We start from the raw sequence: 24,598 nt of genomic DNA, 5'->3' as shown, positions 1-24,598 counted from the left end.
TGTTGTGATCGCCATCATTGGGCACGGACGGCACGACCGCTCGCGAAGATGGGCCAACTGTGGGTTACTGCGACCAAGCGGTTCGGAGCAGGGAGAAGGAATATGGCCAGCAAGGCTGAGAAGATCGTCGCCGGGCTCGGTGGCATCGACAACATCGAAGAGATCGAGGGCTGCATCACCCGGCTGCGCACCGAGGTGTCCGACCCGAGCCTGGTCGACGAGGCCGCGCTGAAGGCCGCCGGCGCCCACGGCGTGGTGAAGATGGGCACCGCCATCCAGGTCGTCATCGGCACCGACGCCGACCCGATCGCCGCGGAGATCGAAGACATGATGTGAACCGCACCGGTTCACCCTGAAGGGGCTTCTCCCGACGCGGGAGAAGCCCCTTCGGCTGCTGCGGCTAGGCTCGGCGGCATGTCTCGCATCGACGGCCGTACGCCCGAACAGCTCCGCCCGGTCACCATCGAACGCGGTTGGAGCAAGCACGCCGAGGGCTCCGTCCTCATCTCCTTCGGCGACACCAAGGTCTTCTGCACCGCCTCCGTCACCGAAGGGGTCCCGCGCTGGCGCAAGGGCAGCGGCGAGGGCTGGGTCACCGCGGAGTACGCCATGCTGCCCCGCGCCACCAACACCCGCGGCGACCGCGAGTCCGTCAAGGGCAGGATCGGCGGCCGAACCCATGAGATCTCCCGGCTCATCGGCCGCTCCCTGCGCGCCGTCATCGACTACAAGGCGCTCGGCGAGAACACCGTCGTCCTCGACTGCGACGTCCTCCAGGCCGACGGCGGCACCCGCACGGCGGCCATCACCGGCGCGTACGTGGCCCTGGCCGACGCCGTCGCCTGGGCCCAGGGCAAGAAGCTGGTCAAGGCCGGCCGGCAGCCGCTCACCGGCACCGTCAGCGCCGTCTCCGTCGGCATCGTCGGCGGCGTCCCGCTGCTCGACCTCTGCTACGAGGAGGACGTGCGCGCCGACACGGACATGAACGTCGTCTGCACCGGCGACGGCCGCTTCGTCGAGGTCCAGGGCACCGCCGAGGCCGAGCCCTTCGCCCGCGACGAGCTGAACGCCCTGCTCGACCTCGCCGTCGGCGGCTGCACCGAACTGGCCGCGATCCAGCGGGCGGCCCTGGAGTCGACGCGCGCCTGACGGGCCCAAGGGGGCCGTCGGCCACTCGCCGGCTTCCGTCGGCAACCCGCCGGGGCCCGGTGGCGTCCCTGTGGGTACGGGCGCGCGGCCTCGACCGTCGTGCGCCCGGCCAGCCGTCCCAGGGGAGGGAACCCGCCATGCCCGCCAGCCGACGCCCACGCCCACGCCGGGCCCGGGTCGCCGTCGTCGCCGCCACGGTGGCCGCCGTCGTGCTCACCGCCGGCCTGACCACCGGCTGTGACGCCGTGGACAAGGCACTGGACTGCGTACAGACCGCCGACGCCATCGCCGACAGCGTCACCGATCTCCAGCAGGCCGTGGAGAACGCCGCGAACGACCCCTCCCGGGCCGACGCCTCGCTCGACTCCATCGAGAAGAACCTCCGCCGGATCGGCGACAAGACCGACGACGCCGACGTCGACAAGGCCGTGGACGATCTCGGCAAGGCCGTGGACAACGTCCGTACGGCGATCAGGAACGGCGACGGGACACCGGACGTGAGCCCGGTGACGGACGCGGCCGGCGAACTGACCAAGGTGTGCACTTCCTAGTACGCCGACGGGCTACGGCGCCGTTCTCTCCGCGTACATCCTGGCGATGACCGCCTCGATGTCCGGCTCCCGCACCGACAGGTCCACCAGGGGATAGCGGGCCGCCAGGTGCGCGAGGAGCGGTGCCGCCGACTGCCCCGCCGGGAACGCCAGCCACTGCCGCGGCCCCTCCACCCGCACCACCCGGGCCGACGGCACCTCGACCGGCGGCAGCTCCCGCTCCAGGTCCACCACCAGCGTCCGCTCGCTCTCCCCGGCCTCGTGCAGCCCCGCGAGCGGGCCGTCGTACACCAGCCGGCCGTGGTCGATCACCATCACCCGGGAGCACAGCTGCTCGATGTCCTGCAGATCGTGCGTGGTCAGCAGCACGGTCGTGCCGCGCTCGGAGTTCACCTCCCGCAGGAACTCCCGCACCTTGGCCTTCGACACGACGTCCAGGCCGATCGTCGGCTCGTCCAGGTACAGCACGTCCGGGTCGTGCAGCAGGGCCGCCGCGATGTCCCCGCGCATCCGCTGCCCCAGCGACAGCTGCCGCACCGGCACGTCCAACAGGGCGCCCAGATCCAGCAGTTCCACCAGCCGGTCCAGATTCTGCCGGTAACGGGCGTCCGGGATGCGGTACATGCGGTGCGCCAACCGGTAGGAGTCGATCAGCGGCAGGTCCCACCACAGCGTGGTCCGCTGCCCGAACACCACCCCGATCCGGTGCGCCAGGCGGGTCCGCTCCCGCGCCGGGTCGATCCCCGCGACCCGCAGCCGCCCGGCGCTCGGCGTCAGGATCCCGGTCAGCATCTTCACGGTGGTCGACTTCCCGGCGCCGTTCGGCCCGATGTACCCGACCATCTCCCCGCGGGCCACGGTGAACGACAGCGAGTCCACCGCCCGCACCTCGCGCCGCTCCCGCCGCCACAGCCCGGTCCTGCGGCGCACCTGGAAGACCTTCTCGACGTTCTCCAGCGTGATGAAGTCACCCACGTCAGCTCCCTGTGCTGCGATACGAACGAAGTCCCGCCCGCCAGGCCAGTCCCGCGAGCGCGCAGCACGCCACCGCCACCAGCGGCGAGGCGAACGCGGTCCACCGCGGCAGGTCCAGCGGATACGGCCGGCCCAGCACATAGGTCGCGGGCAGCCAGTTGACGAAGGCCAGCGGCAGCACGAACGTCACCCCGCGCACCAGCTCCTTCGCGAACACCGTCGGCGGGTACTGCAGCAGCGTCGTCCCGCCGTAGGTGAAGGCGTTCTGCACCTCCGAGGCGTCCTGCGCCAGGAACTGGAACGCGGCCCCCGCCACGAACACCGCGCAGAAGATCCCGCAGCCGCCCGCCACCATCAGCGGCATCAGCAGCAGCCGGTCCGCCGTCCAGTCGATGTCCACCCGGGTCAGCGACCAGCCCAGCACCAGCGCGCCCTGCGTCACCCGGCCCAGCCGCCGGAGCGCGAACCGGTCGGCGGCCAGCTGCGCCAGCACCGGCGCCGGGCGGACCAGCAGCGTGTCCAGGGTGCCGTCCCGTACCCGCCGGCCCAGCCGCTCCATCGAGCCGATCAGCAGGTCCGCCAGGCCGAAGGAGGTCGCCGACAGCCCGTACAGGAACGCCACCTCGGGCAGCGGGTAGCCGCCGAGCGCGTCCACCCGGGAGAACATCAGCATGATCGCGACGAAGTCGAGGAAGGTCGCCGCGAAGTTCCCGAACGTGGTCATGGCGAAGGACGCGCGGTAGGCCATCGTGGACCGCACCCACATCCCCGCGATCAGCCCGTACGCCCGTACGCCCTCGGTGATCCGGGCCCGCCCCTCAGCCACCCTGCACCACCACCCGGCGCGTGGCCGCCGACTGCGCCAGCCGCCCGGCACCCAGCAGCACGACCGCCCAGGCGCCCTGGAACAGATAGGTGGGCAGCGGGTCGGCGTGCCCCAGCAGGATGTCCGCCGGGGCCTGCAGCAGCGACGACCAGGGCAGCACCCGGACGATCTCGCCGAGGGCACCCGGGATCACGTTCAGCGGCAGCAGCATGCCCGAGCAGAAGTAGCCGAGCAGCCACCCCATCTGCGTGACCCCGGTGCCGTCCAGCAGCCAGAACGCGCTCAGCGCCACCAGGTACCGGATGCCGAACCCGACCAGCATCGCGAGGACCACGGCCACCAGGAACGCCGCCCACCTGCCCGCGTCGGCCGGCAGCGCCACCGGGAAGCACAGCGCGCCGAACACGAACGGTACGACGCCCCGGCCCAGCAACTGGAAGAGCGCCCGGCCGAGATCCGCCGCCAGCCACCACAGCTGGAGGTCGGCCGGCCGGTACAGGTCGATCGCCACGTCCCCGGTGCGGATCCGCTCCATCAGCTCGTCCTCGACCCCGCCGCCCCCGATGGCCAGCGTCGACAGGAAGGCCTGCCCCAGCCAGACGTAGGTCACCGCCTGCGCCTGGTCGTAGCCGCCGAGATGGGGCCGCTCGCTCCACAGCGCCTGGTAGGTGTAGACGAGAATGAGGCCGAAGACGGTGTTCGTGAACACCCCTGCCGCAGTGGCGGCACGGTAGGTCGCGTACCGTCGGAACCCCCCTGCCGCGACAGCCGTGTACAACCGTCCCGCGCCCACGCCAGTCGACCTCCTCGGACCACTCGACACCGAAGCGCAGGAGCCTAGTCCGGCGACCCGGCGGCCGGCCACGCGTTTTCCGCCGGAACCGTGCCGGAATCCGGGAACGGAACGCCAGGTGCGAGAGTCTTCAAGCAGGGGGAGCGCAGAAGCGTACGAGGCGTACGGGAACGTACGACGCGAAACAGGAGTCCGTGCACGACATGAGCGACGAGCCGCAGCCGCAGCAGCCGAACGAAGGCGTGGCGCCGGAAAAGCCGCTGCCGGCTGAAGGGCCCGGGAAGCCGGGGGGCCACGAGGAGAAGGCCGCCGAACAGCACACCGACCGGCCTCGACGCCCCGAGGGGGCGCGCGGGACCGGCGGCACCGAGGGAACCGGACGGCAGCGCGCCGGCCGGCCCGGCGGTGTCCGGGGCGCTGGGGGCACCGACGGCACCGGTGGTGCCGCGGGTGCCGGGGGTGCCCGTAAGGGTCCGGGCACGCCGGACCGCGACGACTTCGGCCCGGAGCGCTCCGGGCGGCCGGACGGGCAGTCCGCCGACGGCGCCCCGGCCGCGGGCCGGGCGCCGCAGGACGGTACGCCGCAGGACCGGACGGCGTCCGTGGCGCGCGCCCGGCAGGCGGCGCGCGGTGCCCGCGCCGACCAGAAGGGGGGCGCGGACTCCGCCGACGGCGCCGGCGCCCGGAAGGCGGGCGGACCGGCCGGTGCCGGGCCGGCCCAGCCGTCCGAGAGCACCCAGATACTGCGGCGCATCACCCCGCCCAGGTCCGCCGAGGGCCCCGGGTCCGCGGACCGGTCCGGCGGACGGCAGGGCAGCGAGCCCGGGGCCGGCGCCGCTTCGGCCGCCGGCGGGCCGCGTGGCGGTGGGAAGGGCGCCGGTCCGGCGGGCGGTGCCGCCCGTGGTGCCGGTGCCGGTGCCGGGCAGGCCCCCGAGACCACCCAGGTGCTGCGGCGCGTGAGCGCGCCCCGCGCGGGCGAGCCGGACGCACCCGGTACGAAGACCCCGTCCTCCTCCCCGGCGGAGCCGGGCGCCGGGAAGCGTTCCGCGCAGGCGCCCGGCACCCAGGGCAGCAAGCGCGCCGGTGCCGCGTCCGCCGGTGCCGGTGCTCAGGGCGCCGAGTCCGCCGGTGCCGGGCCCGCGGCCGGCACCACGAGCACCACCGGTACCTCCTCCCCGGCCGCCGCCCGCGCCGCCCGGGCCGCCCGCGCGGCGGGCGCCGCCGGAGCGGCCGGGGCCGGTGCCGCCGCCGGGGCCCAGGGCGCCGAGGCCGCCGGGCTCGCCGGTGCCGCGTCGGCGTCCGCGGCCGGTGCCGGCACCGGTGCCGGTGTTCCCGGAGCCAAGGCCCGCGGCCCCGAGGCCACCCGCGCCGTACCCGGCCCCCGCACCGGTTCCGCACCCCCGCCGGCAGGCAACCCGGCCAACCCGGGCTCACCGGGCGCTCCCGAAGCCGAGACCACCGTGCTCGCCGCCACCGACGGTGACGCACCCTCCGGCAAGAAGGCCAAGAACGCCAAGAAGGGCAAGCGGCCGAAGCGGACCGGCTGGCGGCGGCTGCTGCCGACCTGGCGCATGGTGCTCGGCACCTGCTTCGTCTTCGTGCTGCTGATCATCGGCGTGTTCTTCGTCGGCTACTCGATGGTGAACATCCCGCCGGCCAACGCGTTCGCGACCAAGCAGGCGAACGTCTACCTCTACGCCGACGGATCCCAGATCGCCCGCGACACACGTGACAGCCAGGTCAACCGCGAGAACGTCAGTCTCGCCGAGATCTCGAAGGACGCCCAGCACGCCATCCTGGCCGCCGAGGACCGCGACTTCTACTCCGAGTCCGCCGTCGACCCCAAGGCGATGATCCGCGCCGCCTGGAACACCGCGACCGGCAAGGGCAAGCAGTCCGGCTCGACGATCACCCAGCAGTACGTGAAGAACTACTACCTGGCCCAGGAGCAGACGGTCACCCGCAAGGCCAAGGAGTTCTTCATCTCGATCAAGCTCGACCAGAACAAGTCCAAGGACGAGATCCTGGAGGGCTACCTCAACACCAGCTACTTCGGCCGCGGCGCTTACGGCATCCAGGCCGCCGCCCAGGCCTACTACAGCCGTGACGCCACCGACCTCGACCCGGCCCGCGCCGCCTACCTCGCCGCGCTCGTCAACGCGCCGAGCGAGTACGACGTCGTGGCCCACCCGGAGAACCGGAAGGCGGCCGTCGCGCGCTGGAACTACGTCCTGGACGGCATGGTCAAGAAGGGCTGGCTCAGCCAGGCCGAGCGCACCGGCATGAAGTTCCCCATGCCCAAGGAACAGGTTCTCTCCACGGGTCTGTCCGGGCAGCGTGGCTACCTCGTCGAGGCGGTCAGGCAGTACCTGGTCACCAACAAGATTCTCACGGCCGAACAGCTGGAGGCCGGCGGCTACCGCATCACCACCACCATCCAGAAGGACCGGCAGGACGCCTTCGTCAAGGCGGTCGACGACCAGCTGATGAGCAAGCTGGACAAGAAGAACAACAAGGTCGACACCTACGTCCGGGCCGGCGGCGCCTCCGTCGACCCCAAGACCGGCGAGGTCGTCGCCCTGTACGGCGGCATCGACTACGTGAAGCAGTACACCAACGGCGCGACCCGCGGTGACTTCCAGGTCGGCTCGACGTTCAAGCCGTTCGTGTTCACCTCGGCGGTGGAGAACGGGTCCACCACCCAGGACGGCCGCGCCATCACCCCGAACACGGTCTACGACGGCACCAATCGGCGTCCCGTCCAGGGCTGGAGCGGCGGCGCCTACGGTCCCGAGAACGAGGACCAGCGGTCGTACGGTCCGATCACCGTGCGCAAGGCCACCGACCTGTCGGTGAACTCGGTGTACGCGCAGATGGCCGTCGATGTCGGGCCCGCCAAGGTCAAGCAGACCGCGGTCGATCTCGGTCTGCCCTCCGACACCCCCGACCTCCAGCCGTACCCGTCCATCGCCCTCGGTACCGCCACCGCCAGCGTCCTGGACATGGCCGAGGCCTACGCCACCCTCGCCAACCACGGCAAGCACGGCACGTACAGCCTGGTCAAGACGATCACCAAGAACGGCCAGGACGAGATCAAGCTGCCCGAGCGGAACGTGAAGCAGGCCGTCAGCCGGGAGGCCGCCGACACCACCACCTCGGTGCTGCGGAGCGTGGTCGAGAGCGGTACCGCCACCGCCGCGCAGGCCGCGGGCCGTCCGGCGGTCGGCAAGACCGGCACCGCCGAGCACGACACCGCCGCCTGGTTCGCCGGCTACACCCCCGAGCTGGCCACGGTGGTCGCGGTCATGGGCCAGGACCCGGTGACGGCGAAGCACCAGCCGCTGTACGGCGCGCTCGGCCTGGCCCGTATCAACGGTGGCGGCGCGCCCACCGAGATCTGGGCGCAGTACACGCGGGACGCGCTGGAGGGCAAGCCGGTCAAGGACTTCGACCTGCGGCTCCAGCAGGGCGCCGACCGGGTCGAGGAGCCCCCGGCCACCTCGGGCACGGCCGAGCCCGGCACGGACGGCGGCCAGGACACCGGCGGCACCACCACCGACGGCGGCCAGGACACCGGCGGCCCGTCCGCCACCCCGACCGACGGCGCCACCACGGGCGCGCCCGCCGACGGCGGTCAGAGCACCGGCGGCGGGGCCCCCGCGACCGGCGGCACGGCCACCGGCGGCACACCCACCACGGGCGGGACCACGACGACCGGCGGCGGACCGGCCACGGACGGCGGCGGCACCGCCACCACCGGCGGCGGCACCCCCGGCGGCGGGACGGCCACCGGCGGCGGCACGCCGGGCGGGGGCACCGACGCGGGTGGCACCACGGCCACGGACGGCGGCGCCGGGGGCGGCCCCGGCCTGTAGAGACGCGAGGCCCCGGCCCCATGACGGGCCGGGGCCCCGGCGGCTCAGTGACCGCTGGTCGCCTTCAGTCCCACCACGGCGACCAGCAGCAGACACACGAAGAAGATCCGGGCGGCGGTGACCGGCTCGCCGAGCACCACCATGCCGAGCACCGCCGCGCCGGCCGCGCCGATGCCCACCCAGACGCCGTAGGCCGTGCCGATGGGCAGGGACTTCGCGGCGTAGGACAGCAGGACCATGCTGGCGACGATGCCGGCGCCGGTGAACAGGCTCGGGACCAGTCGGGTGAAACCCTCGCTGTACTTCATCCCGATCGACCAGGCGACTTCCAGCAGACCGGCGACGACGAGCAGGATCCAGGCCATGACGGCACCTCCGAGACGAATGACTCTTCCTGGGGGTGCGTCGTCTTTGCCTTGGACCCGGTACGGCGCGTCTCGTCGGGTTCCCTCCAACCTAGCAAGGGCACGGCAAAGAGGGCCGGTGACGATGGTCACCGGCCCTCTCGCTGCCGTGTGCTACAGGTACAGCCCCGTGGAGTCCTCCGACCCCTCGAACCGGTCCGCGGCGACGGCGTGCAGGTCACGCTCGCGCATGAGGACGTAGGCCACGCCCCGCACCTCGACCTCCGCCCGGTCCTCCGGGTCGAACAGCACCCGGTCGCCGGGTTCCACCGTGCGTACGTTCTGGCCGACCGCGACGACCTCGGCCCAGGCCAGCCGCCGCCCGACGGCCGCGGTGGCGGGAATCAGGATGCCGCCGCCCGACCGCCGCTCGCCCTCACCGGTCTCCTGCCGCACGAGAACCCGGTCGTGCAGCATCCGGATGGGCAGCTTGTCGTGGGGAGTGCTCTGCTCGTTTCTGTTGGCGCTCACGCGTCGAAACCTACCTGTTCCCGGTCAGTCCCTGCGCCGCCGGGCCCCCAGGGCGAGCAGCCCCACGACCCCCACGACGACCATCGCCACGGGCACCACCCGCTCCAGACGGGGCGCCCCCTCCTCGTCCGTGAACCGCGCCTTCACTTCGCTCACGACGCGGTTGACCTGCACGTACGCCCGTCCGACCGTGTGATCGACGTTCGCGACGACCTTGGCCTTCGCGTCCCCGACGACGGTCTTCGGATGCACCCGCACCCCGATCTCGTCGAGCGTCTCGGCCAGCACTTCGCGGCGGCGCCTGATGTCCGCCTCGATCTGCGCCGGGGTTCTGGTGTCCGACGTGTCCGCCACCGTACGGCCTCCGAAGTCTGCCGAAATCTGCTGCTGCTTTGACCAACAGTCTGTCAGCTCATGGCCGCACCGCACCGCAAGGGCCCCCGGTTACGCTAGTGCGATGAGCGAGCGACTCCAGCCCGGGGACGTTGCCCCCGCCTTCACCCTCCCCGACGCCGACGGCAACGAGGTGTCCCTTTCGGACCACAAGGGCCGCAAGGTCATCGTCTACTTCTACCCGGCCGCCCTGACCCCCGGCTGCACCAAGCAGGCCTGCGACTTCACCGACAACCTGGAGGTCCTGGCCTCCGCCGGCTACGACGTCATCGGCATCTCGCCGGACAAGCCGGAGAAACTCGCGAAGTTCCGTGAGCAGGAATCCCTGAAGGTCACCCTGCTGGCCGACCCCGACAAGAAGGTGCTGGAGGCGTACGGCGCCTTCGGCGAGAAGAAGCTCTACGGCAAGACGGTCGTCGGCGTCATCCGCTCCACGGTGGTCGTGGACGAGGACGGCAAGGTCGAACGCGCCCTGTACAACGTCAAGGCGACCGGCCACGTGGCCAAGATCATCAAGGAACTGGGCATCTGACGTCCCCGGGCACTGCCCGGCCGCTAGCATGGCCGGGCAGCACCAGGCGGCCGTGGTGGAATTGGCAGTCACGCTGGGTTTAGGTCCCAGTGGGGTAACTCCCGTGAGGGTTCGAGTCCCTCCGGCCGCACCAGAGATCAGCCCAGCAGTTCCCGCACCACGGGGACGAGGGCCCGGAACGCCTTGCCCCGGTGGCTGATGGCGTTCTTCTCCTCGGGGCTCAGCTCCGCGCACGTCCGCGTCTCGCCCTCCGGCTGGAGGATCGGGTCGTAGCCGAAGCCGTTCGTGCCGGCCGGGGCGTGCCGCAGCGTGCCGCGCAGCTGCCCCTCCACCACCCGCTCGGTGCCGTCCGGCAGCGCCAGGGCCGCCGCGCAGGCGAAGTGGGCCGCGCGGTGCTCCTCGGCGATGTCGGAGAGCTGGGCGAGCAGCAGCCTGAGGTTGGCCTCGTCGTCGCCGTGCCGGCCGGCCCAGCGGGCGGAGAAGATGCCGGGGGCGCCGCCCAGGACGTCCACGCACAGCCCGGAGTCGTCGGCGACGGCCGGCAGTCCGGTGGCCCGGGCCAGGGCGTGCGCCTTCAGCAGGGCGTTCTCGGCGAAGGTGACTCCGGTCTCCTTCACGTCGGGGACCTCGGGGAAGGCGTCGGCGCCGACCAGTTCGTGCGGCAGTCCGGCCTCGGCGAGGATCGCCCTCAGCTCGGTGATCTTTCCGGCGTTGCGGGTGGCGAGGATCAAGCGGGTCATGCCGACAGTATTCCTCTCCGTCCGGCCACCCCCTCGTCCGCCCCGCACTCACCTCGCGGCGCCGGGGAACTCCTGTTCTGGTCCGGGAGTCGGACAGGCGGGGACAATTGTGCGCGGGGATCACCGAACGGGTGGAGCTGATGGAACGTACCGAGACGAGCACACCGGCGCGGGCCGCGTCGTACCGCACCATGACGGCGTTCACCCCGGCCGACGAGGAGCGCCGGCGCGGGGTGCGGCGCATGAAGCTCACGGCGACGGGCCTGCTGCTGTTCGTCGCGGTGGTCTACGTCCTGGCCAAGGTCGCCGAGCACGCGGGCGCCGGTGCCTGGGCCGGCTATGTGGCGGCGGCGGCCGAGGCCGGCATGGTGGGCGCGCTCGCCGACTGGTTCGCGGTCACCGCCCTGTTCCGGCACCCGCTCGGGCTGCCCATCCCGCACACCGCGATCATCCCCACCAAGAAGGACCAGCTGGGCGTCTCGCTGGGCGAGTTCGTAGGGGAGAACTTCCTCTCCGAGGACGTCGTACGGCAGCGGCTGCGCGCGGTCGGCATCGGCAGCCGGCTCGGCGCCTGGCTGGCCGAACCCGAGCACGCCGACCGGGTGACGGCGGAACTGGCCACCGCCCTGCGCGGCGCCCTGACCGTGCTGCGCGACTCCGACGTGCAGGCGGTCGTCGGCGAGGCGGTCACCCGGAGGGCCGACGCCCAGGAGATCGCGCCGGGCATCGGCAAGATGCTGGAGAAGGTCGTCGCCGACGGCGGGCACCGGCGGGTGGTGGACCTGGTGGTGTCCCGCGCCCACGACTGGCTGGAGCTGCACCGGGCCGACGTGATGGTGGCCGTCGAGGGCGGCGCGCCCGGCTGGACCCCCCGGTTCGTGGACCGCAAGGTCGGCGAGCGCGTCTACAAGGAGCTGCTGCGGTTCGTCACCGAGATGCGGGACATGCCCTCGCACCCGGCGCGCGGCGCGCTGGACCGCTTCCTCACCGACTTCGCCGGCGACCTCCAGTCCGACACCGACACCCGGGCGCGGGTGGAGCGGCTCAAGACCGAGGTGCTGGGCCGCGGCGAGGTGCAGGACCTGATCGCGTCCGCCTGGACGGCCGTACGGTCGATGATCGTGGCCGCGGCGGAGGACGAGCGCAGCGAACTGCGCCGCCGGGTGCGGTCCGCGCTGCTGTCCCTGGGCGCCCGGATGGCCACCGAGGAGAAGATGCAGGGCAAGGTCGACGCCTGGGTGGAGGGCGCCGCGGTGCACGTCGTGACGACGTACCGCAAGGAGATCACCTCGCTGATCACGGACACCGTGGCCGGCTGGGACGCCGAGCACACCACCCGCAAGATCGAGGCCCACATCGGCCGCGACCTGCAGTTCATCCGGATCAATGGCACGGTGGTGGGATCCCTCGCGGGGCTGCTGATCTACGCGGTCTCGCGCGGCCTGGGAGCCTGACCGGGACTGTTCCGGTGCGGTCGGGGCACCCGCTTTTCCGTCCTTCGACGAGGAGGGAGCCCATGAGCGAAGCGGAGACGCCGACCGCGCGGACCGGCCGGACGATCACCACGAACATCCCCGCCCGGCTGGACCGGCTGCCCTGGTCCCGCTGGCACTGGACCATTGTGATCGGGCTGGGCACCGTATGGATCCTGGACGGCCTGGAGGTCACGGTCGTCGGCAACATCGCCGGCCGGCTGTCGGAGTCCGGCAGCGGCCTGGCGATCTCCTCCGGGCAGGTCACCGGCGTCGCCGCCGCGCTCTACGTCGCGGGCGCCTGCTCCGGAGCCCTGTTCTGGGGCCGGCTGACCGACCGGTTCGGCCGCCGGAACCTCTTCATGATCACCCTGGCGGTGTATCTGGCCGCGACCGCCCTGACCGCCTTCTCCTGGCAGGCCTGGTGGTTCTTCCTGTTCCGCTTCCTGACCGGCTTCGGCATCGGCGGAGAGTACGCGGCGATCAACTCCGCGATCGACGAGCTGATCCCGGCGGCCTACCGCGGCCGGGTCGACCTGGTCATCAACGGCAGCTTCTGGCTGGGCGCGGTCGGCGGCTCCCTGCTGTCGATCGTCGCGCTGAACACCGACCTGCTGGCCGCGAACCTCGGCTGGCGGCTGACCTTCGCACTCGGCGCCGTCCTCGCGCTGGTCATCCTGCTGGTACGGCGGCACGTCCCGGAGAGCCCGCGCTGGCTGCTGATCCACGGCCGGGACCGGGAGGCCGAGGAGATCGTCTCCGGCATCGAACGCCGGGTGGAGGCCGAGCGCGGCGAACGGCTGCCGGACGCCGAGGGCGAGCTGGAGATCCACCAGCGCAAGAGCGTCTCCTTCCTGGAGATCGCCCGCACCGTCTTCGGCCGCTACCGCAGGCGCGCGGTCCTCGGCTTCTCCCTCTTCATCGGCCAGGCGTTCCTGTACAACGCCATCACCTTCGGCTTCGGCGCCATCCTGACCAAGTTCTACGACGTGCCCTCCGACCGCACCGGCTACTACTTCGCGGTGATCGCGGCCGGCAACTTCTGCGGCCCGCTGCTGCTCGGCAAGCTCTTCGACACGGTCGGCCGGCGCGTGATGATCTCCTCGACCTACCTGCTGTCGGGCCTGCTGCTGTTCGGCACGGCCTGGCTGTTCGACCGGGGCGCGCTGACCGCGGCCACGCTCACCGCCTGCTGGTGCGCGGTGCTGTTCTTCGCCTCGGCGGGCGCCTCCAGCGCCTATCTGACGGTGTCGGAGATCTTCCCGATGGAGACCCGCGCCATGTCCATCGCCTTCTTCTACGCGATCGGCACGGCGGCCGGCGGCATCAGCGGCCCGCTGCTGTTCGCCGACCTCACGGGCACCGGCCGGGTCCGGGACACGGTCCTGGCCTTCTCCATCGGCGCGGCGCTGATGTGCGCGGCCGGCCTGGTCGCGGTGTTCCTGGCGGTACGGGCCGAACGCCGTTCCCTGGAGGACATCGCCCGCCCGCTGACGGCGGTGGCGAGCCGGGCCAAGGCGGCGGCGCGGCCGGGTTCGCGGGGCGGCGGTCCCTCGGCCCCGCCGGCGGCGAGCAGGCCGTGAGCGTACGGTGCCGGGGCGCCGGGGTCGCCGGGGGACGGCTGGGGCCGGCTCTCAGGCGCCGGTGGTGGAGCCCGGCCGGACGATCATCAGGACGGTGACGGCGGCCCAGAGCAGGTTGAAGAGGCCGGTGGCCATGGCGAGACGGGCGGTGGGGTTCCGGGTGCCGCTGCCGGCTTCGAGCAGGGCGGTCTGGGCCGGGAGGATCACCGCGGCCAGGACCAGGGCGGCCAGGGCGGTCAGCGCGACGGACACGATCAGCCAGGGGCTGCCGAGCACGCCCATCTCGCTCGCGGTGGCGAAGCCGAAGACCGGGACGACGACGCCGATGACGGCGTAGACGCGGCAGATGCGGTGCAGCAGGCGCGGCGCCCCGAGGTCGTCGGTGCCGGGGCCGGCGGCCAGGGCCCGGCGGGCGGCGGGCGGGAACATGCTGGCGGCGACGGCGACGGGCCCGACGGCGAGGATCGCGGCGATGACATGCACGGCGAGGAGGAACTTGGTCACGGGGCGACGCTAGGGCGGGTCGGAAGCGCGGAGAAGCGGCGCGATTGCCACCTCCCAACGGATTCCCGCCACCGGTGGCAGAGGCCGTGCTCGCCATGTCGGACCTGCTCGGCGAGGGTTGGCGACAACCGGTCGTACGGCTAGGTTCCTGCCATGCACACCGTGGCCGTACTGGCGCTGGACGGCGTCATCCCGTTCGATCTGTCCGCCCCCGTCGACACCTTCGGCTGGGCCCGGCTGCCCGACGGCCGGGAGCCGTACCGGGTGCGGGTGTGCGGGGTGGGGGAGGAGGTCGCGGCGGGCGCCTTCACGGTCCGGGCGCCGTACGGTCTGGAGGCGCTCGCGGAGGCCGACACGATCATCCTGCCGGGGGTCGCGGACCCGCCGGAGACGCTGCCGACCGGGGTGGCCGAGGCACTGCGCGCCGCGGCGGCGAACGGCACCCGGATCGCGTCGATCTGCGTGGGCGCGTTCCTCTTCGCGGCGACGGGCCTGCTGGACGGGAAGCGCGCGACGACCCACTGGATCGCGGCCGGTGACCTGGCGGCGCGCTACCCGGAGGTGACCGTCGACCCGAACGTGCTCTACGTCGACAACGGCCAGTTCCTGACGTCGGCGGGCGCGGCGGCGGCGCTGGACATGTGCCTGCACATGATCCGCAAGGACTTCGGCTCGGCGGTCGCGGCGCACGCGGCCCGGATGTCCGTGATGCCGCTGGAACGGGAGGGCGGGCAGGCCCAGTTCATCGTCCGGGACCTGCCCCCGGCACCGGCCGGCGCGACCCTGGAGCCGCTACTGCGCTGGCTGGAGGACCACTGCGACCGCGATCTGACGCTGGACGAGATGGCGTCGAAGGCGGGCATGAGCACCCGCACCCTCAACCGCCGCTTCCGCGACCAGACCGGCACGACACCGCTGCAGTGGCTGCACCGGGCCCGGGTGCGGCGGGCCCAGTACCTGCTGGAGGCGACGGACCACCCCGTGGAACGGATCGCGGCCCAGACGGGTTTCGGTTCCCCCACGGCCTTCCGGGAACGCTTCCGGAGGGTGGTGGGGACGAGCCCGCAGGGGTACCGGAGGGCGTTCCGGGCGGAGGAGAGGGCGTCGTAGGAGCAGCCGCACCCGTAGCCGCGGTAGCCCCCTGTAGGTGATGTCCCGTGGCCGTCAGGCCTTGCGGTCGGCGACGGCCCAGGAGGCGGCGGCGACGGCACCGGCGACACCGAGGACGGCCGGCCAGGCGCCGACCTTCTTGGCCAGCGGGTGGGAGCCGGCGAAGGCGGCGACGTAGGCGGCGGTGAGCGCGCCCGCGGCCTTCCCGCCGGCCCGCGAGCGCCACTGCTGCGCGGCGGTGGCCCCGGCGACGGCCAGCACGGCCCCGCCCAGCTGCCGCTTCTTGGTCCAACGGGCGACGCCGTAGCCGCCGACGAGCCCGGTGGCGGCGACGACCGCGCTGGGAACCCTGGCCATGAGTGCCTCCTGGTAACCCTCGTTGACAGTGATGTCTGCCCCGAGGCTAACGCGCAGGTCGGAGGCCGGTACAAACATGAGTCGAGGCTTGTCAAGTTTCCAGCGGAGAGTTATATAAGAAGCCGAAGGGCATCGCACACAGCGCCTGAAGAGAGGAGTGACCTGTGATGCTCATGCGCACGGATCCGTTCCGTGAACTCGACCGGCTCGCGCAGCAGGTGCTCGGCGCGAACGCCGTGAGCCCGGCCGTGATGCCGATGGACGCCTACCGGTCCGGAGACGAGTTCCTCGTCCACTTCGACCTGCCCGGCATCGACCCCGAGACGATCGAACTGGACGTCGAGCGCAACGTCCTGAACGTCCGCGCAGAGCGGCGCGGCCCCGCTCCCGAGGACGCGGAGGTACTGGTCGCCGAGCGGCCGACGGGCACCTTCACCCGCCAGCTGTTCCTGGGCGACACGCTCGACACGGACCGCATCGACGCCTCGTACGACGCCGGCGTCCTCACGCTGCGCATCCCGGTGGCCGAACAGGCCAAGCCCCGCCGCATCCAGATCACCGGCGGCGGATCGGGCCGCAGGCAGATCAGCGGCTGAACCCGGCCGCCACCGCCAGCCGGCGGCCATGGCCGGTACGGGCGCGCCCCGGGGCCGGAGCGGGCCCCGGGACGCGCCCGTACGGCAGACGCGGACGGGCGCACCCCGTACCACATCACCGGCGAGGAATCCCAGAACCGGCAACAGGCCGCCGAACCACCGCAACACGCCACGAAGAACCCCACACCATCAGAGACACCACACGCCGCTCTTTGGCTGAACTACCGCTCATGCCCGCCGCGTTACGGGGTACCCGGTTGCCGGTGCCCCGCAGTGTCCCGGAGGAGGAGCCAGCACGATGACCGTGACCACCCCGCAGCCGAGAATCACCGTCCCTGCCCAGACCCCTGCGCCCCGTCCCCGCACCCGGGACGCGGCCGAGGACACCGGCTGGCTGGAGCTGACCGAGGCGGTGCGCGAGGCGGGCCAGTACACGACGAGGGCGGAGGCGGAACGCATCACCCGCATCGTCCTGTCGGCCCTGGGTGGCCACGTGACCGGCGACGAACGCGTGGCCCTGGCGCAGGCGCTCCCGCGCGAGGCCGGACGGGTCATCGCCTCCCAGATCCCCGCGACCCACCCCCTGACGGCCCGCGAGTTCGTTGACTCGGTCGCCACCCGCATCGAGGGCGCGACCCCGGCGACGGCCCGCTGGGACGTCAGCTCGGTCCTCAGCGTCCTCGCCGACCGAATCGGCGAAACCTTGACGACGCGGGTGCTGTCCCAGCTGCCTCCGGGGTATGCCTTGCTGTTCGGGCGGGCGGAGCTGGCGGCGATGGCGTAGATGTAGGCAGGAGAAGGCCCTTGGGCGCCGCACTACGCGGCGCCCACTGCCTTTCCGTTCGTGACGTAACCGAAGGCGACACCGCGGTCAGCTGCCGGTGATAGCTGAGTACGTCCACACGTCGGCCGGAAGTTCGTGTTTGAGGCGCCAAGTGATCGCCATCGGCTTACTACCGGTGTGCGTCACGTAGGTTGCAGGGCCAAGGAGCATCCAAGGGTGTGCCTTACCTGTATCCGTGCTCTTGTAGCGGCGCATGAACAGCAGGACCTCACTGCCTCGCTGCGCATGTTCCTGGTATCGCATGCCGGTGCTGGAGTCAGTGGCCGTCGCGTTCTGGGATTCCCAGTGGAACAGCGTCGGGCTTAGCGCGTAGTCCTTATACCGGACAGTCGGTGAGAAATCCTTCTCGTTCTTCTCCAATGTAATGAGTAGGGCGTCCGTCTGGAGCTCCTCAACCCACTGCACCCCCTGCGCGAAGGTCCGAGGCATCTGGCCGCCAAAGCGAGCCACACCCAGCGCAGCGAGGATCTCGGAGCGGTTGTATGCGCTGTGGACTTTCAGCGGAATGTTGCTGAGGCGGCCCGACAGTGGAAGGGGGAAGTGGTCTGCCTGTTCAATGACGTACGACAGCACCTGTCGCAACTCGTCCCGGAACTGCGGCTGAGAGCGCAGCGAAGCGATGCCGTCCCCGAAGCTGGTGAAACCGCCGGCGTCATCCCAGATGTTGAAGAACAACATGCGGGCATACGACTGATCGGCTGGACTCAGCTCCTCGTATGAAGGGGCGTCGTCTTCGAGAAGCCGAAGGTAGGCCTGAGCGCGCTCCGGGTCATCCACGTGGAGGAAGGCATGAACCCTCTTGAGCAGCGCCGCCTCTCCCACCGGTGGGGTCCCGTTGGTCAGTCCCGCTCGATGCAGGATGGTTGTCCAGGAGTTGTCGTTCTTGTACAGCTCCTTAATCTCTCGGCGGCTCTCGCGGAGGTAGTCCGCTAGGCGTGGCGTCCCGTAGGCCTTGACCTCACTCACCAAAGTGCGGACGTTGGCATTCAATTGGCTGCGAATGTTCTCAAGAACGAGGTCCTTGGATTTGCCCTCCAGGAGGATCTGGCAGCCGGACGGCAACTGGGGGAAGTCATGTTCGATGTGCTCCACCAGTCGGTTCCGTGACAGATTCGTCAGAGCTCGGAACTGTTCTTCGAAGCGGAACTCCGCGCGGTGCTGCCCGATGAAGTCGAGAACCGTGAGGACGGGTTTCGCCTCGGTGCGCCTCAGGCCTCGGCCCAACTGCTGGAGGAAGACCGTTGCGCTGTTGGTGGGGCGCAGGAGGAGAAGGGTGTCGACGTCGGGAATGTCGAGTCCTTCGTTGAACAGGTCGACCGAGAAGATCACCTGCAACTTGCCATCACGCAGGTCTCTCAGTGCCTGGGCACGCACGTCAGCGGACGAGTCACTGTCCAGTGCGACGGCGTGGAACCCGGCTATGGTGAAGAAGCTCGCCATGAAGTGGGCGTGCCTCTTACTCACGCAGAAGCCCAGCGCACGCATCGCCGCGGGGTTCGAGACTTTGTCCGTGATCTGCTTCACCACGATCCGTGCCCGCGCTTCGTTGCCCGTATAGAGATTGTCGAGGTCCTGGTCGACGTACGCTCCCTTCTGCCAGCCCAGGTTCCTCAGGTCCGTACCATCAGGGATGCCGAAGTAGTGGAATGGGCAGAGGAGATCGTTTTCCAACGCTTCCCACAGTCGCATCTCGGCAGCGATGCGTCCATCGAAGAACTCGTCCTGGACGTTGAGCCCATCCATGCGCTCGGGGGTTGCCGTCAGACCGAGCAACTCCTTGGGCTTGAAGTGGTCGATCACTCGGCGATACGTGGTAGCGGTGGCGTGGTGAAACTCGTCGATGACGATGATGTCGAAGTGATCCGGCGCCAGCTGTTCTAGCCGTCGGACGTTGAGTGACTGGACGCTGGCGAAGACATGGTTCCAGTCCTGTGGATCCTGCCCCGCGTACAGCAGTTCGCCGAAGGACGCGTCGTCCAGCACCTCCCGGTACGTGCGCAGGGATTGGTTGAGGATTTCCTTGCGGTGGGCGACAAACAGCAACGTTGGCCGTCCGGCGCGCGATTGTCTGCACAGGTTGCGGTAGTCCAGTGCGGCCATCACGGTCTTCCCTGTGCCCGTGGCTGCAACCAGCAGGTTCCGGTGCCGCCCGCGAATCTCACGCTCGATGCTGAGCCGCTCCAACATGTCCCGTTGGTGCGGGTAGGGGCGCACCTCAAGACCTGAAAGGTTGATCTTCAGGTTGGTAGGTGAAGTCGCCCCGCTCGCCTGGGCCAGTGCTCCGTCGAGGCGCTCGCTGTGAAGGCCGGGGTCGTATGTCTCAAAGGCAATATCGTTCCAGTATGCGTCGAAGGTTGCTTCGAACTTGTCCAGAACGGCTGGTGTGGTGACCGATGACAGGCGTACGTTCCACTCCAGGCCATCGAGCAGTGCGGCTTTGGACAGGTTCGAGCTGCCGACGTAGGCGGTGTCGAAGCCCGTGTTGCGGCGGAACAGCCATGCCTTGGCGTGCAGGCGAGTGGAGCGCGTCTCGTAGTTGATTTTGACGGTAGCGCCGAAATCGCGGACGAGTCGGTCAAGCGCGTGGCGATCAGTGGCTCCCATGTACGTGGTCGTGATGACCCGGATCTCCACGTTCCGATCCTTTGCGGCGCGAAGAGCGTCCTCCAGGACCCGTATGCCGTACCACTTCACGAACGCACAGAGCAGGTCGATGCGGTCCGCGGTGGCCAGCTCCGCCCTCAGCTCCGCGCCCAGACTGGGGTCGTCCGGAGCATTGGTGATAAGCGCCGTCTCAGACAAGGGGGTGAGTGGGCGAAGAGCGAAGACGCCCGGTGCCTCCTGCTTGGCCAAGGCGAGTAGTTGTCGAGGGCCATCCGCGATGGTCTCGACCATCTCGCCTACTTCGGGGGTGCCGATGCGGGACGCCAGCGCACGCATGATCTCGTTCGCCGCGTCGACCTGTTGGCCATGCGGGAGTTGACTTAGATGGAAGCGGACCGCTTCACCAATGTGGCGAGCGAGCACGTGGGGAGTCGACTCTTCGCTGACCTCTGCCTCCACCGCCTTCCAGCCGGCCGAGTCCAGTTGCTGGATGCGGTCCTGCAAGCGGCGGGTCACAAGCTCCTCGTACACCCCTGCCACTGGCTGAGTCTGGTCTGGCTGCATCGCGCCTGCCCCCTTGGTCCCTTTGTGACACGACTAGTTGTAACAGGGACCACTGACAGCCTGGCTTGCGTCACATTGCGGATCGCGAGTGACACAAGTGATCGATTCGTTTCAGTATGGCGATGTGAGAGAACGAAAGATCGGTCACATCGAGGGCATCGCTCCGGGTGCGGAGTTCCACCGCCGCGTGCAGGTGAAGCGCAACAGCCTGCACAGCGACACAATGAGGGGCATCTCGAAGCTTGTAGATGATGACGGTAGCTACATAGCGGACGCCATTGTCCTGCACGGTGGATACCAGGACGATCACGATGATTGGGACACTATCCGCTACACAGGCGCCTCACCTGACGCGGACAAGTACGAGGTCAAGGGGGTTCCAAGACTTCGGCGCAGCCAATCCTGGGACTATGCAGACAACGCTGCCTTGAAGCGAAGCTACGAACGCGGCCACCCGGTACGCGTCATCCGTGGGTGGAAAGGCGATAGCCGGTACTCACCGGTCGACTGCTACCGGTACGACGGCCTGTACCTAGTCACGGACATTCGCACCGCCGTCGCACAGTCGCCGGCTCCCGACGGCACACCCATCAAAATATGCCAGTTCGACTTGAAGCGTCTCCCTGAAGACCGCCAAGATCCGACCGCTCTCGAGGGCCAGATCACCGACTTGCTGGAACGGCGAGACGCGGCGCCGGAGGAGGGCCCGGAGCATGAAGGCATCGCAGATGAGCCCGATGAGCAGGTGGACAGGGAAGAGGAGCCGGCCCAGCAGGAGAAGTTCCCTGAGACGCGACTGACCCGGGTACAGCGATTGATCCGGGACAACGCAGTGATACGGAATGTGAAACGACTCCATGGCGGGGAGTGCCAAGTGTGTGGCCTCCGACTGCTCGGCCCGAACGGCAAGCCGTACAGCGAAGGCGCCCACATCCGACCTCTGGGCAAACCTCACCGGGGCCCGGACGTCGAGCCGAACGTCCTTTGCCTCTGCCCCAACTGCCACGTCGGCCTGGACATAGGCGCCTTCGTCATCGAGGACGATTGGTCAATCGTCGTACGAGCAGGCGCCTTCGGTGTGAACGTCCGGCCCAAGCTCAAGCGGCGCCCACAGCACAAGATCCACCTGGATTATGTCCGCTACCACCGCGAATGGTGGTTGAGCCGCTAGTTGGCCCCGTGACACTCCCGGTACGGCCGACCCACCCCGCACCAACACCCCTCCCCCTCCCCCGGCGGCCAAGCCACCGCCCGTCCCCGGGCCGCAAGGGTGGTCGCGTACTGGGGGAGGAGGGTGGGGTCGGTCGGGGAGGTGGCTTCTGAGGCTGCGAAGGCTTCGTAGGACGGGACCGTGCCGGTGACGATGCCGAGGTTGGGCGTGCCCGAGGAGGCCAGTTCGCGCAAGGAGGACTCTATGGTCGCCAAGTGCTCGGGGTGGGACGGGTACTCCGTGGACAGGGTGGGGTACGCCGTGAGGAGTTCCTCCAGTTCCGGGGCGGGCCAGTGCAGGACCGCCACCGGGAACGGGCGGGACAGGGCCGCTCGGTAGGCGCCCAGTTCCGCGCGCAGGCGGGAGATCTCCGCCTCCAGTTCCGCCGGCTCGTCCGAGCCCAGCGACCACACCCGTTTCGGGTCGTGGAGTTCGTCGAGGGTGACCGGGCCCGTGTGCACGGTGTCCGCCAGGGTGTCCCAGTCGTCGTGCGGCAGGCCCAGCATGCGGCGGACGCGGTGGCGGCCGAAGAGGAGGGGGTGGGTGGAGGCGAGGGGCGCTTCCGCCGGGCCGGGGATCAGCAGGCGGGCTCCCTCCGTGAACGTCTCCGCCGCCGCCTCCAGCTCGTCGTGCGATTCCAGGGCCTCCGCCGCGATCACCCAGGGCGCCGGGTCCCGGGGGGCCGTCGTGCGGATGCCCTCGATGATCGCCCTCGCCTCGGCCTCGTGGCCGTACTCCCACAGGTTCGAGGCCTTCAGGGCGCGGACCAGGGCGGGGTTGGCCAGCCCTGCTGAGGACGACAGCAGGCGGTCGTAGAGCGTGGTGGCCGCGGGGCGGTCGCCGGACAGCTCCAGGTGGGCCGCCGCTCGCAGCAGGAGCGTCTCGGCGTCCTCCGGGTACAGTCCGGCGGTCCGCTCCAGGCGGGCCGCTTCGGTGGCGTGGTCGACAATCTCGGCAGGCGTGTCGGGGCGCATGGGGGACACCGTACTGCCGGGCGCCGGTAAACGTGAGGCGCGCAGGGGGCACGCGACGGGCGGCCGTGGCCGACCGTTATCTTCGGGCGGGCGGAGCGGGCGGGCGGACGCAGGGGCTCGCCGGGGGTCGGAAGGACAGGGGGTCGCGCGTGCGGGAGACGGGCGGAGTGGTTCCGGTGCCTGAGCGGCGGCCGGGCCTCGGGAAGGGCGATCCGCCGGGCGGCGCGGCCGGCCTCCATGCGGCCCACCTCCATGCGGCCGACCTCCATGAGGCACCCGCGCCCGTCCATGAGGTGCCGGCTCCTCAGGCGCCCGCCCCGCCCCCCTTCTGGCCTCTGCTCCTCCTCTGCGCCGCCGTCCTCCCCGGCGCCGTCGTCTTCCTGCTCGGGCGGTGGGGGGACCTCCCGGCCGTGCAGACCTGGCGGACCGTGTGTCTCGCCGTGACCGTGCAGGCGCTGCCGTTCCTGGTGCTCGGGACCGCCCTGTCCGGGGCGATCAACGCCTTCGTGCCGGAGAGCGTGTTCCGCCGGATCCTGCCGCGCCGGCCCGCGCTCGCCGTCCCGGTGGCCGGTGTCGCGGGGGTCGTGCTGCCCGGGTGCGAGTGCGCCTCCGTGCCGGTCGCCGGCAGTCTCATCGGCCGGGGCGTCACCCCGGCCGCCGCCTTCGCGTTCCTGCTCTCCGCGCCCGCCGTCAACCCGGTCGTGCTCACCGCCACCGCGATCGCGTTCCCCGGCAGTCCCGCCATGGTGCTCGCCCGGCTGCTCGCCTCCCTCGCCACCGCCGTCGTCATGGGCTGGCTGTGGCTGCGGTTCGGGCGGGCCGAGTGGCTGCGGCCCGTCGCACGGCACACCGGGCACCGGGCGGGACACAGCCGGTGGGACGAGTTCCGGCGCGGATTCCAGCACGACTTCCTGCACGCCGGCGGGTTCCTGGTGGTCGGCGCCATGGCCGCGGCCACCTTCAACGTCGCCGTCCCGGGCTCCGTGCTCGACACCTTCTCCGCCTCGCCCTGGCTGTCCGTGCTGTTCCTCGCCGGCCTCGCCGTCCTGCTCGCGGTGTGCTCCGAGGCCGACGCCTTCCTGGCCGCCTCGCTGACCGGGTTCCCGCCCGTGGCGCGGCTGGCGTTCATGGTGGTGGGGCCGATGGTCGACCTGAAGCTCATCGCCCTCCAGGCGGGGACCTTCGGCCGGGCCTTCGCGGTACGGTTCTCCGCCGCGACCCTGGTCGTCGCCGTCGCGTGCTCGGCGCTGGCCGGAGGGGTGCTGCTGTGAGGGGGGCTGCGGTGAGGCGGTCGCTCCAGGCGGGGCTGCTCGTGCTGTGCGGGCTCGGGCTGCTGCACGTCTCCCTGGTCACGGACCTGTACCTGCGCTACGTCAAGGAGGGCATGCGGCCCCTGCTCATCGCCACCGGGGCCGTGCTGCTCCTGTTGGGCCTCGCGAGCGCCGTCCTCGACACAGGACTCGACACAGGACTCGGAAGAGGAGCGGACAGCGGTGACGGGCACGGACACGGGCATTCCGGTACGCCCAAGGTCGCCTGGCTGCTGCTCCTTCCCGCCCTCAGCCTGCTCTGCTACGCCCCGCCCGCCCTCGGCGCCTACACGGCGGCCCGGCAGTCGGCGAAGCCCGTCGTCCACCGCGGCGACTTCGATCCGCTGCCGCGCACCTCGCCCCTGCCCATGACCCTCTCCGACTTCACCAGCCGGGTACGGGAGGACCGCGGTCAGGCCGTCAAGGGGCGCGTCGTCCGGATGACCGGCTTCGTGACCCCCCGGGACGACGGCGGCTGGGACCTGACCCGGCTCGTTCTCAACTGCTGTGCCGCCGACGCCCAGTCGGTCAAGGTGCGCGTCCACGGCGGGCCCGTGCCGCCCGCCGACACCTGGGTGACGGTCACCGGGACCTGGCACCCCGGCGGGACGCTCGGCACCGCGTCCGCGCCGGTCGCGCTGGACGCCCGTACGGTCACGAGGGTCCCCCGGCCCACGAACGGCTACCAGGACGCCCTGCCGCCGGGGGAAACCGTCGTACGGTGACACCGTCACACAGTCCTGCGGTCCTGCCGTCGCACG

The 24,598-nt window shown here is 70.8% G+C and carries 24 protein-coding genes, 1 tRNA gene and 1 riboswitch; of the genes, 14 read left to right on the top strand and 11 right to left on the bottom strand.

Translation table 11 applies throughout. The annotated features are described in order from the left end of the window. Positions 1-102 precede the first annotated feature (102 nt). The 3 genes from HB370_RS16160 (at position 103) to HB370_RS16150 (ending at position 1,700) form a co-directional block, all read left to right on the top strand. Positions 103-336 carry a PTS glucose/sucrose transporter subunit IIB gene (locus HB370_RS16160; protein WP_030782705.1) on the top strand — a complete coding sequence of 78 codons (234 nt, stop codon included), beginning with the start codon at positions 103-105 and terminating at the stop codon, positions 334-336. Between the two features lie 78 nt (positions 337-414). Next, positions 415-1,149, top strand: coding sequence for a ribonuclease PH (gene rph, locus HB370_RS16155; protein ID WP_030782702.1), 735 nt, complete (start codon positions 415-417; stop codon positions 1,147-1,149). 137 nt (positions 1,150-1,286) lie between these two features. Beyond that, the gene (locus HB370_RS16150; RefSeq protein ID WP_030782699.1) at positions 1,287-1,700 is read left to right on the top strand and encodes a hypothetical protein; all 414 of its coding nucleotides are present in this window, start codon (positions 1,287-1,289) and stop codon (positions 1,698-1,700) included. A 12-nt stretch (positions 1,701-1,712) separates the two neighbouring features. Here HB370_RS16150 and HB370_RS16145 read toward each other — a convergent pair whose 3' ends face one another. From HB370_RS16145 to HB370_RS16135, 3 genes are read right to left on the bottom strand one after another with little or no spacing between them, the layout of a single operon-like run. Beyond that, on the bottom strand, positions 1,713-2,675 hold the full coding sequence (locus tag HB370_RS16145) for an ATP-binding cassette domain-containing protein (protein WP_051815666.1): 963 nt from the start codon (positions 2,673-2,675) through the stop codon (positions 1,713-1,715). A gap of 1 nt (position 2,676) precedes the next feature. Then, on the bottom strand, positions 2,677-3,441 hold the full coding sequence (locus tag HB370_RS16140; protein ID WP_030782693.1) for an ABC transporter permease: 765 nt from the start codon (positions 3,439-3,441) through the stop codon (positions 2,677-2,679). A gap of 52 nt (positions 3,442-3,493) precedes the next feature. Then, a complete protein-coding gene (locus HB370_RS16135; RefSeq protein WP_030782691.1) occupies positions 3,494-4,294 on the bottom strand; it encodes an ABC-2 family transporter protein in 801 nt (266 codons plus the stop codon). A 1,460-nt stretch (positions 4,295-5,754) separates the two neighbouring features. Between HB370_RS16135 and HB370_RS16130 the strand changes: the two genes are divergently transcribed. After that, positions 5,755-8,169, top strand: a complete 2,415-nt coding sequence (locus HB370_RS16130; protein WP_051815684.1) for a transglycosylase domain-containing protein — start codon at positions 5,755-5,757, stop codon at positions 8,167-8,169. A gap of 44 nt (positions 8,170-8,213) precedes the next feature. On the opposite strand, the gene HB370_RS16125 is transcribed toward HB370_RS16130, so the two are convergent. From HB370_RS16125 to HB370_RS16115, 3 genes are all read right to left on the bottom strand, one after another. Beyond that, positions 8,214-8,534, bottom strand: coding sequence for an SMR family transporter (locus HB370_RS16125; RefSeq protein WP_030610391.1), 321 nt, complete (start codon positions 8,532-8,534; stop codon positions 8,214-8,216). A 34-nt stretch (positions 8,535-8,568) separates the two neighbouring features. Further along, positions 8,569-8,640, bottom strand: a riboswitch (guanidine-III (ykkC-III) riboswitch). A gap of 47 nt (positions 8,641-8,687) precedes the next feature. Then, entirely contained in the window at positions 8,688-9,044 is a 357-nt protein-coding gene (locus HB370_RS16120) for a co-chaperone GroES (protein ID WP_030782686.1), read from the bottom strand. 24 nt (positions 9,045-9,068) lie between these two features. After that, entirely contained in the window at positions 9,069-9,398 is a 330-nt protein-coding gene (locus HB370_RS16115) for a DUF3618 domain-containing protein (protein ID WP_030782683.1), read from the bottom strand. A 103-nt stretch (positions 9,399-9,501) separates the two neighbouring features. On the opposite strand from HB370_RS16115, the gene bcp reads away from it, so the two are divergent. Then, positions 9,502-9,969: a thioredoxin-dependent thiol peroxidase gene (gene bcp, locus HB370_RS16110; RefSeq protein ID WP_030782681.1), complete on the top strand. Its 468-nt coding sequence runs from the start codon at positions 9,502-9,504 to the stop codon at positions 9,967-9,969. Positions 9,970-10,015: 46 nt separating this feature from the next. Then, a tRNA-Leu gene (locus HB370_RS16105) sits at positions 10,016-10,102 on the top strand. A 4-nt stretch (positions 10,103-10,106) separates the two neighbouring features. Here HB370_RS16105 and rdgB read toward each other — a convergent pair. After that, positions 10,107-10,709 (bottom strand): RdgB/HAM1 family non-canonical purine NTP pyrophosphatase, encoded by a 603-nt coding sequence (rdgB, locus tag HB370_RS16100; protein WP_030782678.1) that lies wholly within the window; start codon positions 10,707-10,709, stop codon positions 10,107-10,109. A 140-nt stretch (positions 10,710-10,849) separates the two neighbouring features. On the opposite strand from rdgB, the gene HB370_RS16095 reads away from it, so the two are divergent. Further along, the gene (locus HB370_RS16095) at positions 10,850-12,163 is read left to right on the top strand and encodes a DUF445 domain-containing protein (RefSeq protein ID WP_244405538.1); all 1,314 of its coding nucleotides are present in this window, start codon (positions 10,850-10,852) and stop codon (positions 12,161-12,163) included. A 62-nt stretch (positions 12,164-12,225) separates the two neighbouring features. Beyond that, positions 12,226-13,764, top strand: a complete 1,539-nt coding sequence (locus HB370_RS16090; protein ID WP_030782672.1) for an MFS transporter — start codon at positions 12,226-12,228, stop codon at positions 13,762-13,764. 51 nt (positions 13,765-13,815) lie between these two features. Here HB370_RS16090 and HB370_RS16085 read toward each other — a convergent pair whose 3' ends face one another. Further along, positions 13,816-14,268 carry a membrane protein gene (locus HB370_RS16085; protein WP_030782669.1) on the bottom strand — a complete coding sequence of 151 codons (453 nt, stop codon included), beginning with the start codon at positions 14,266-14,268 and terminating at the stop codon, positions 13,816-13,818. Positions 14,269-14,421: 153 nt separating this feature from the next. Between HB370_RS16085 and HB370_RS16080 the strand changes: the two genes are divergently transcribed. Continuing rightward, positions 14,422-15,378: a helix-turn-helix domain-containing protein gene (locus HB370_RS16080; RefSeq protein ID WP_030782665.1), complete on the top strand. Its 957-nt coding sequence runs from the start codon at positions 14,422-14,424 to the stop codon at positions 15,376-15,378. A gap of 54 nt (positions 15,379-15,432) precedes the next feature. Here the strand turns inward: HB370_RS16080 and HB370_RS16075 are convergent, their stop codons facing one another. Next, positions 15,433-15,735, bottom strand: a complete 303-nt coding sequence (locus HB370_RS16075; RefSeq protein WP_030782662.1) for a membrane protein — start codon at positions 15,733-15,735, stop codon at positions 15,433-15,435. A 167-nt stretch (positions 15,736-15,902) separates the two neighbouring features. Between HB370_RS16075 and HB370_RS16070 the strand changes: the two genes are divergently transcribed. Beyond that, positions 15,903-16,331, top strand: a complete 429-nt coding sequence (locus tag HB370_RS16070; protein ID WP_030782660.1) for an Hsp20/alpha crystallin family protein — start codon at positions 15,903-15,905, stop codon at positions 16,329-16,331. Between the two features lie 298 nt (positions 16,332-16,629). Next, a complete protein-coding gene (locus HB370_RS16065; RefSeq protein WP_030782658.1) occupies positions 16,630-17,115 on the top strand; it encodes a DUF2267 domain-containing protein in 486 nt (161 codons plus the stop codon). A gap of 87 nt (positions 17,116-17,202) precedes the next feature. Here HB370_RS16065 and HB370_RS16060 read toward each other — a convergent pair whose 3' ends face one another. Further along, complete coding sequence (locus HB370_RS16060; protein WP_030782655.1) at positions 17,203-20,343, bottom strand: DEAD/DEAH box helicase; 3,141 nt, start codon at positions 20,341-20,343, stop codon at positions 17,203-17,205. 88 nt (positions 20,344-20,431) lie between these two features. Between HB370_RS16060 and HB370_RS41365 the strand changes: the two genes are divergently transcribed. After that, positions 20,432-21,514 (top strand): YDG/SRA domain-containing protein, encoded by a 1,083-nt coding sequence (locus HB370_RS41365; RefSeq protein ID WP_106980655.1) that lies wholly within the window; start codon positions 20,432-20,434, stop codon positions 21,512-21,514. On the opposite strand, the gene HB370_RS16050 is transcribed toward HB370_RS41365, so the two are convergent. Beyond that, positions 21,511-22,527 carry an SEC-C domain-containing protein gene (locus HB370_RS16050; protein WP_030782650.1) on the bottom strand — a complete coding sequence of 339 codons (1,017 nt, stop codon included), beginning with the start codon at positions 22,525-22,527 and terminating at the stop codon, positions 21,511-21,513. The two genes, HB370_RS41365 and HB370_RS16050, sit on opposite strands and share 4 nt — an antisense overlap. Before the next feature lie 293 nt (positions 22,528-22,820). On the opposite strand from HB370_RS16050, the gene HB370_RS16045 reads away from it, so the two are divergent. Then, on the top strand, positions 22,821-23,798 hold the full coding sequence (locus tag HB370_RS16045) for a permease (RefSeq protein ID WP_030782646.1): 978 nt from the start codon (positions 22,821-22,823) through the stop codon (positions 23,796-23,798). A gap of 11 nt (positions 23,799-23,809) precedes the next feature. After that, positions 23,810-24,562, top strand: a complete 753-nt coding sequence (locus HB370_RS16040; protein WP_030782643.1) for a TIGR03943 family protein — start codon at positions 23,810-23,812, stop codon at positions 24,560-24,562. Positions 24,563-24,598: the final 36 nt, after the last annotated feature.

This window comes from Streptomyces sp. DSM 40868 (assembly GCF_011820545.1).
Taxonomy (GTDB): domain Bacteria; phylum Actinomycetota; class Actinomycetes; order Streptomycetales; family Streptomycetaceae; genus Streptomyces; species Streptomyces eurythermus.
The sequence above is the reverse complement of the archived record's forward strand: the minus strand, read 5'-3'. Positions and strand labels throughout refer to the sequence as shown.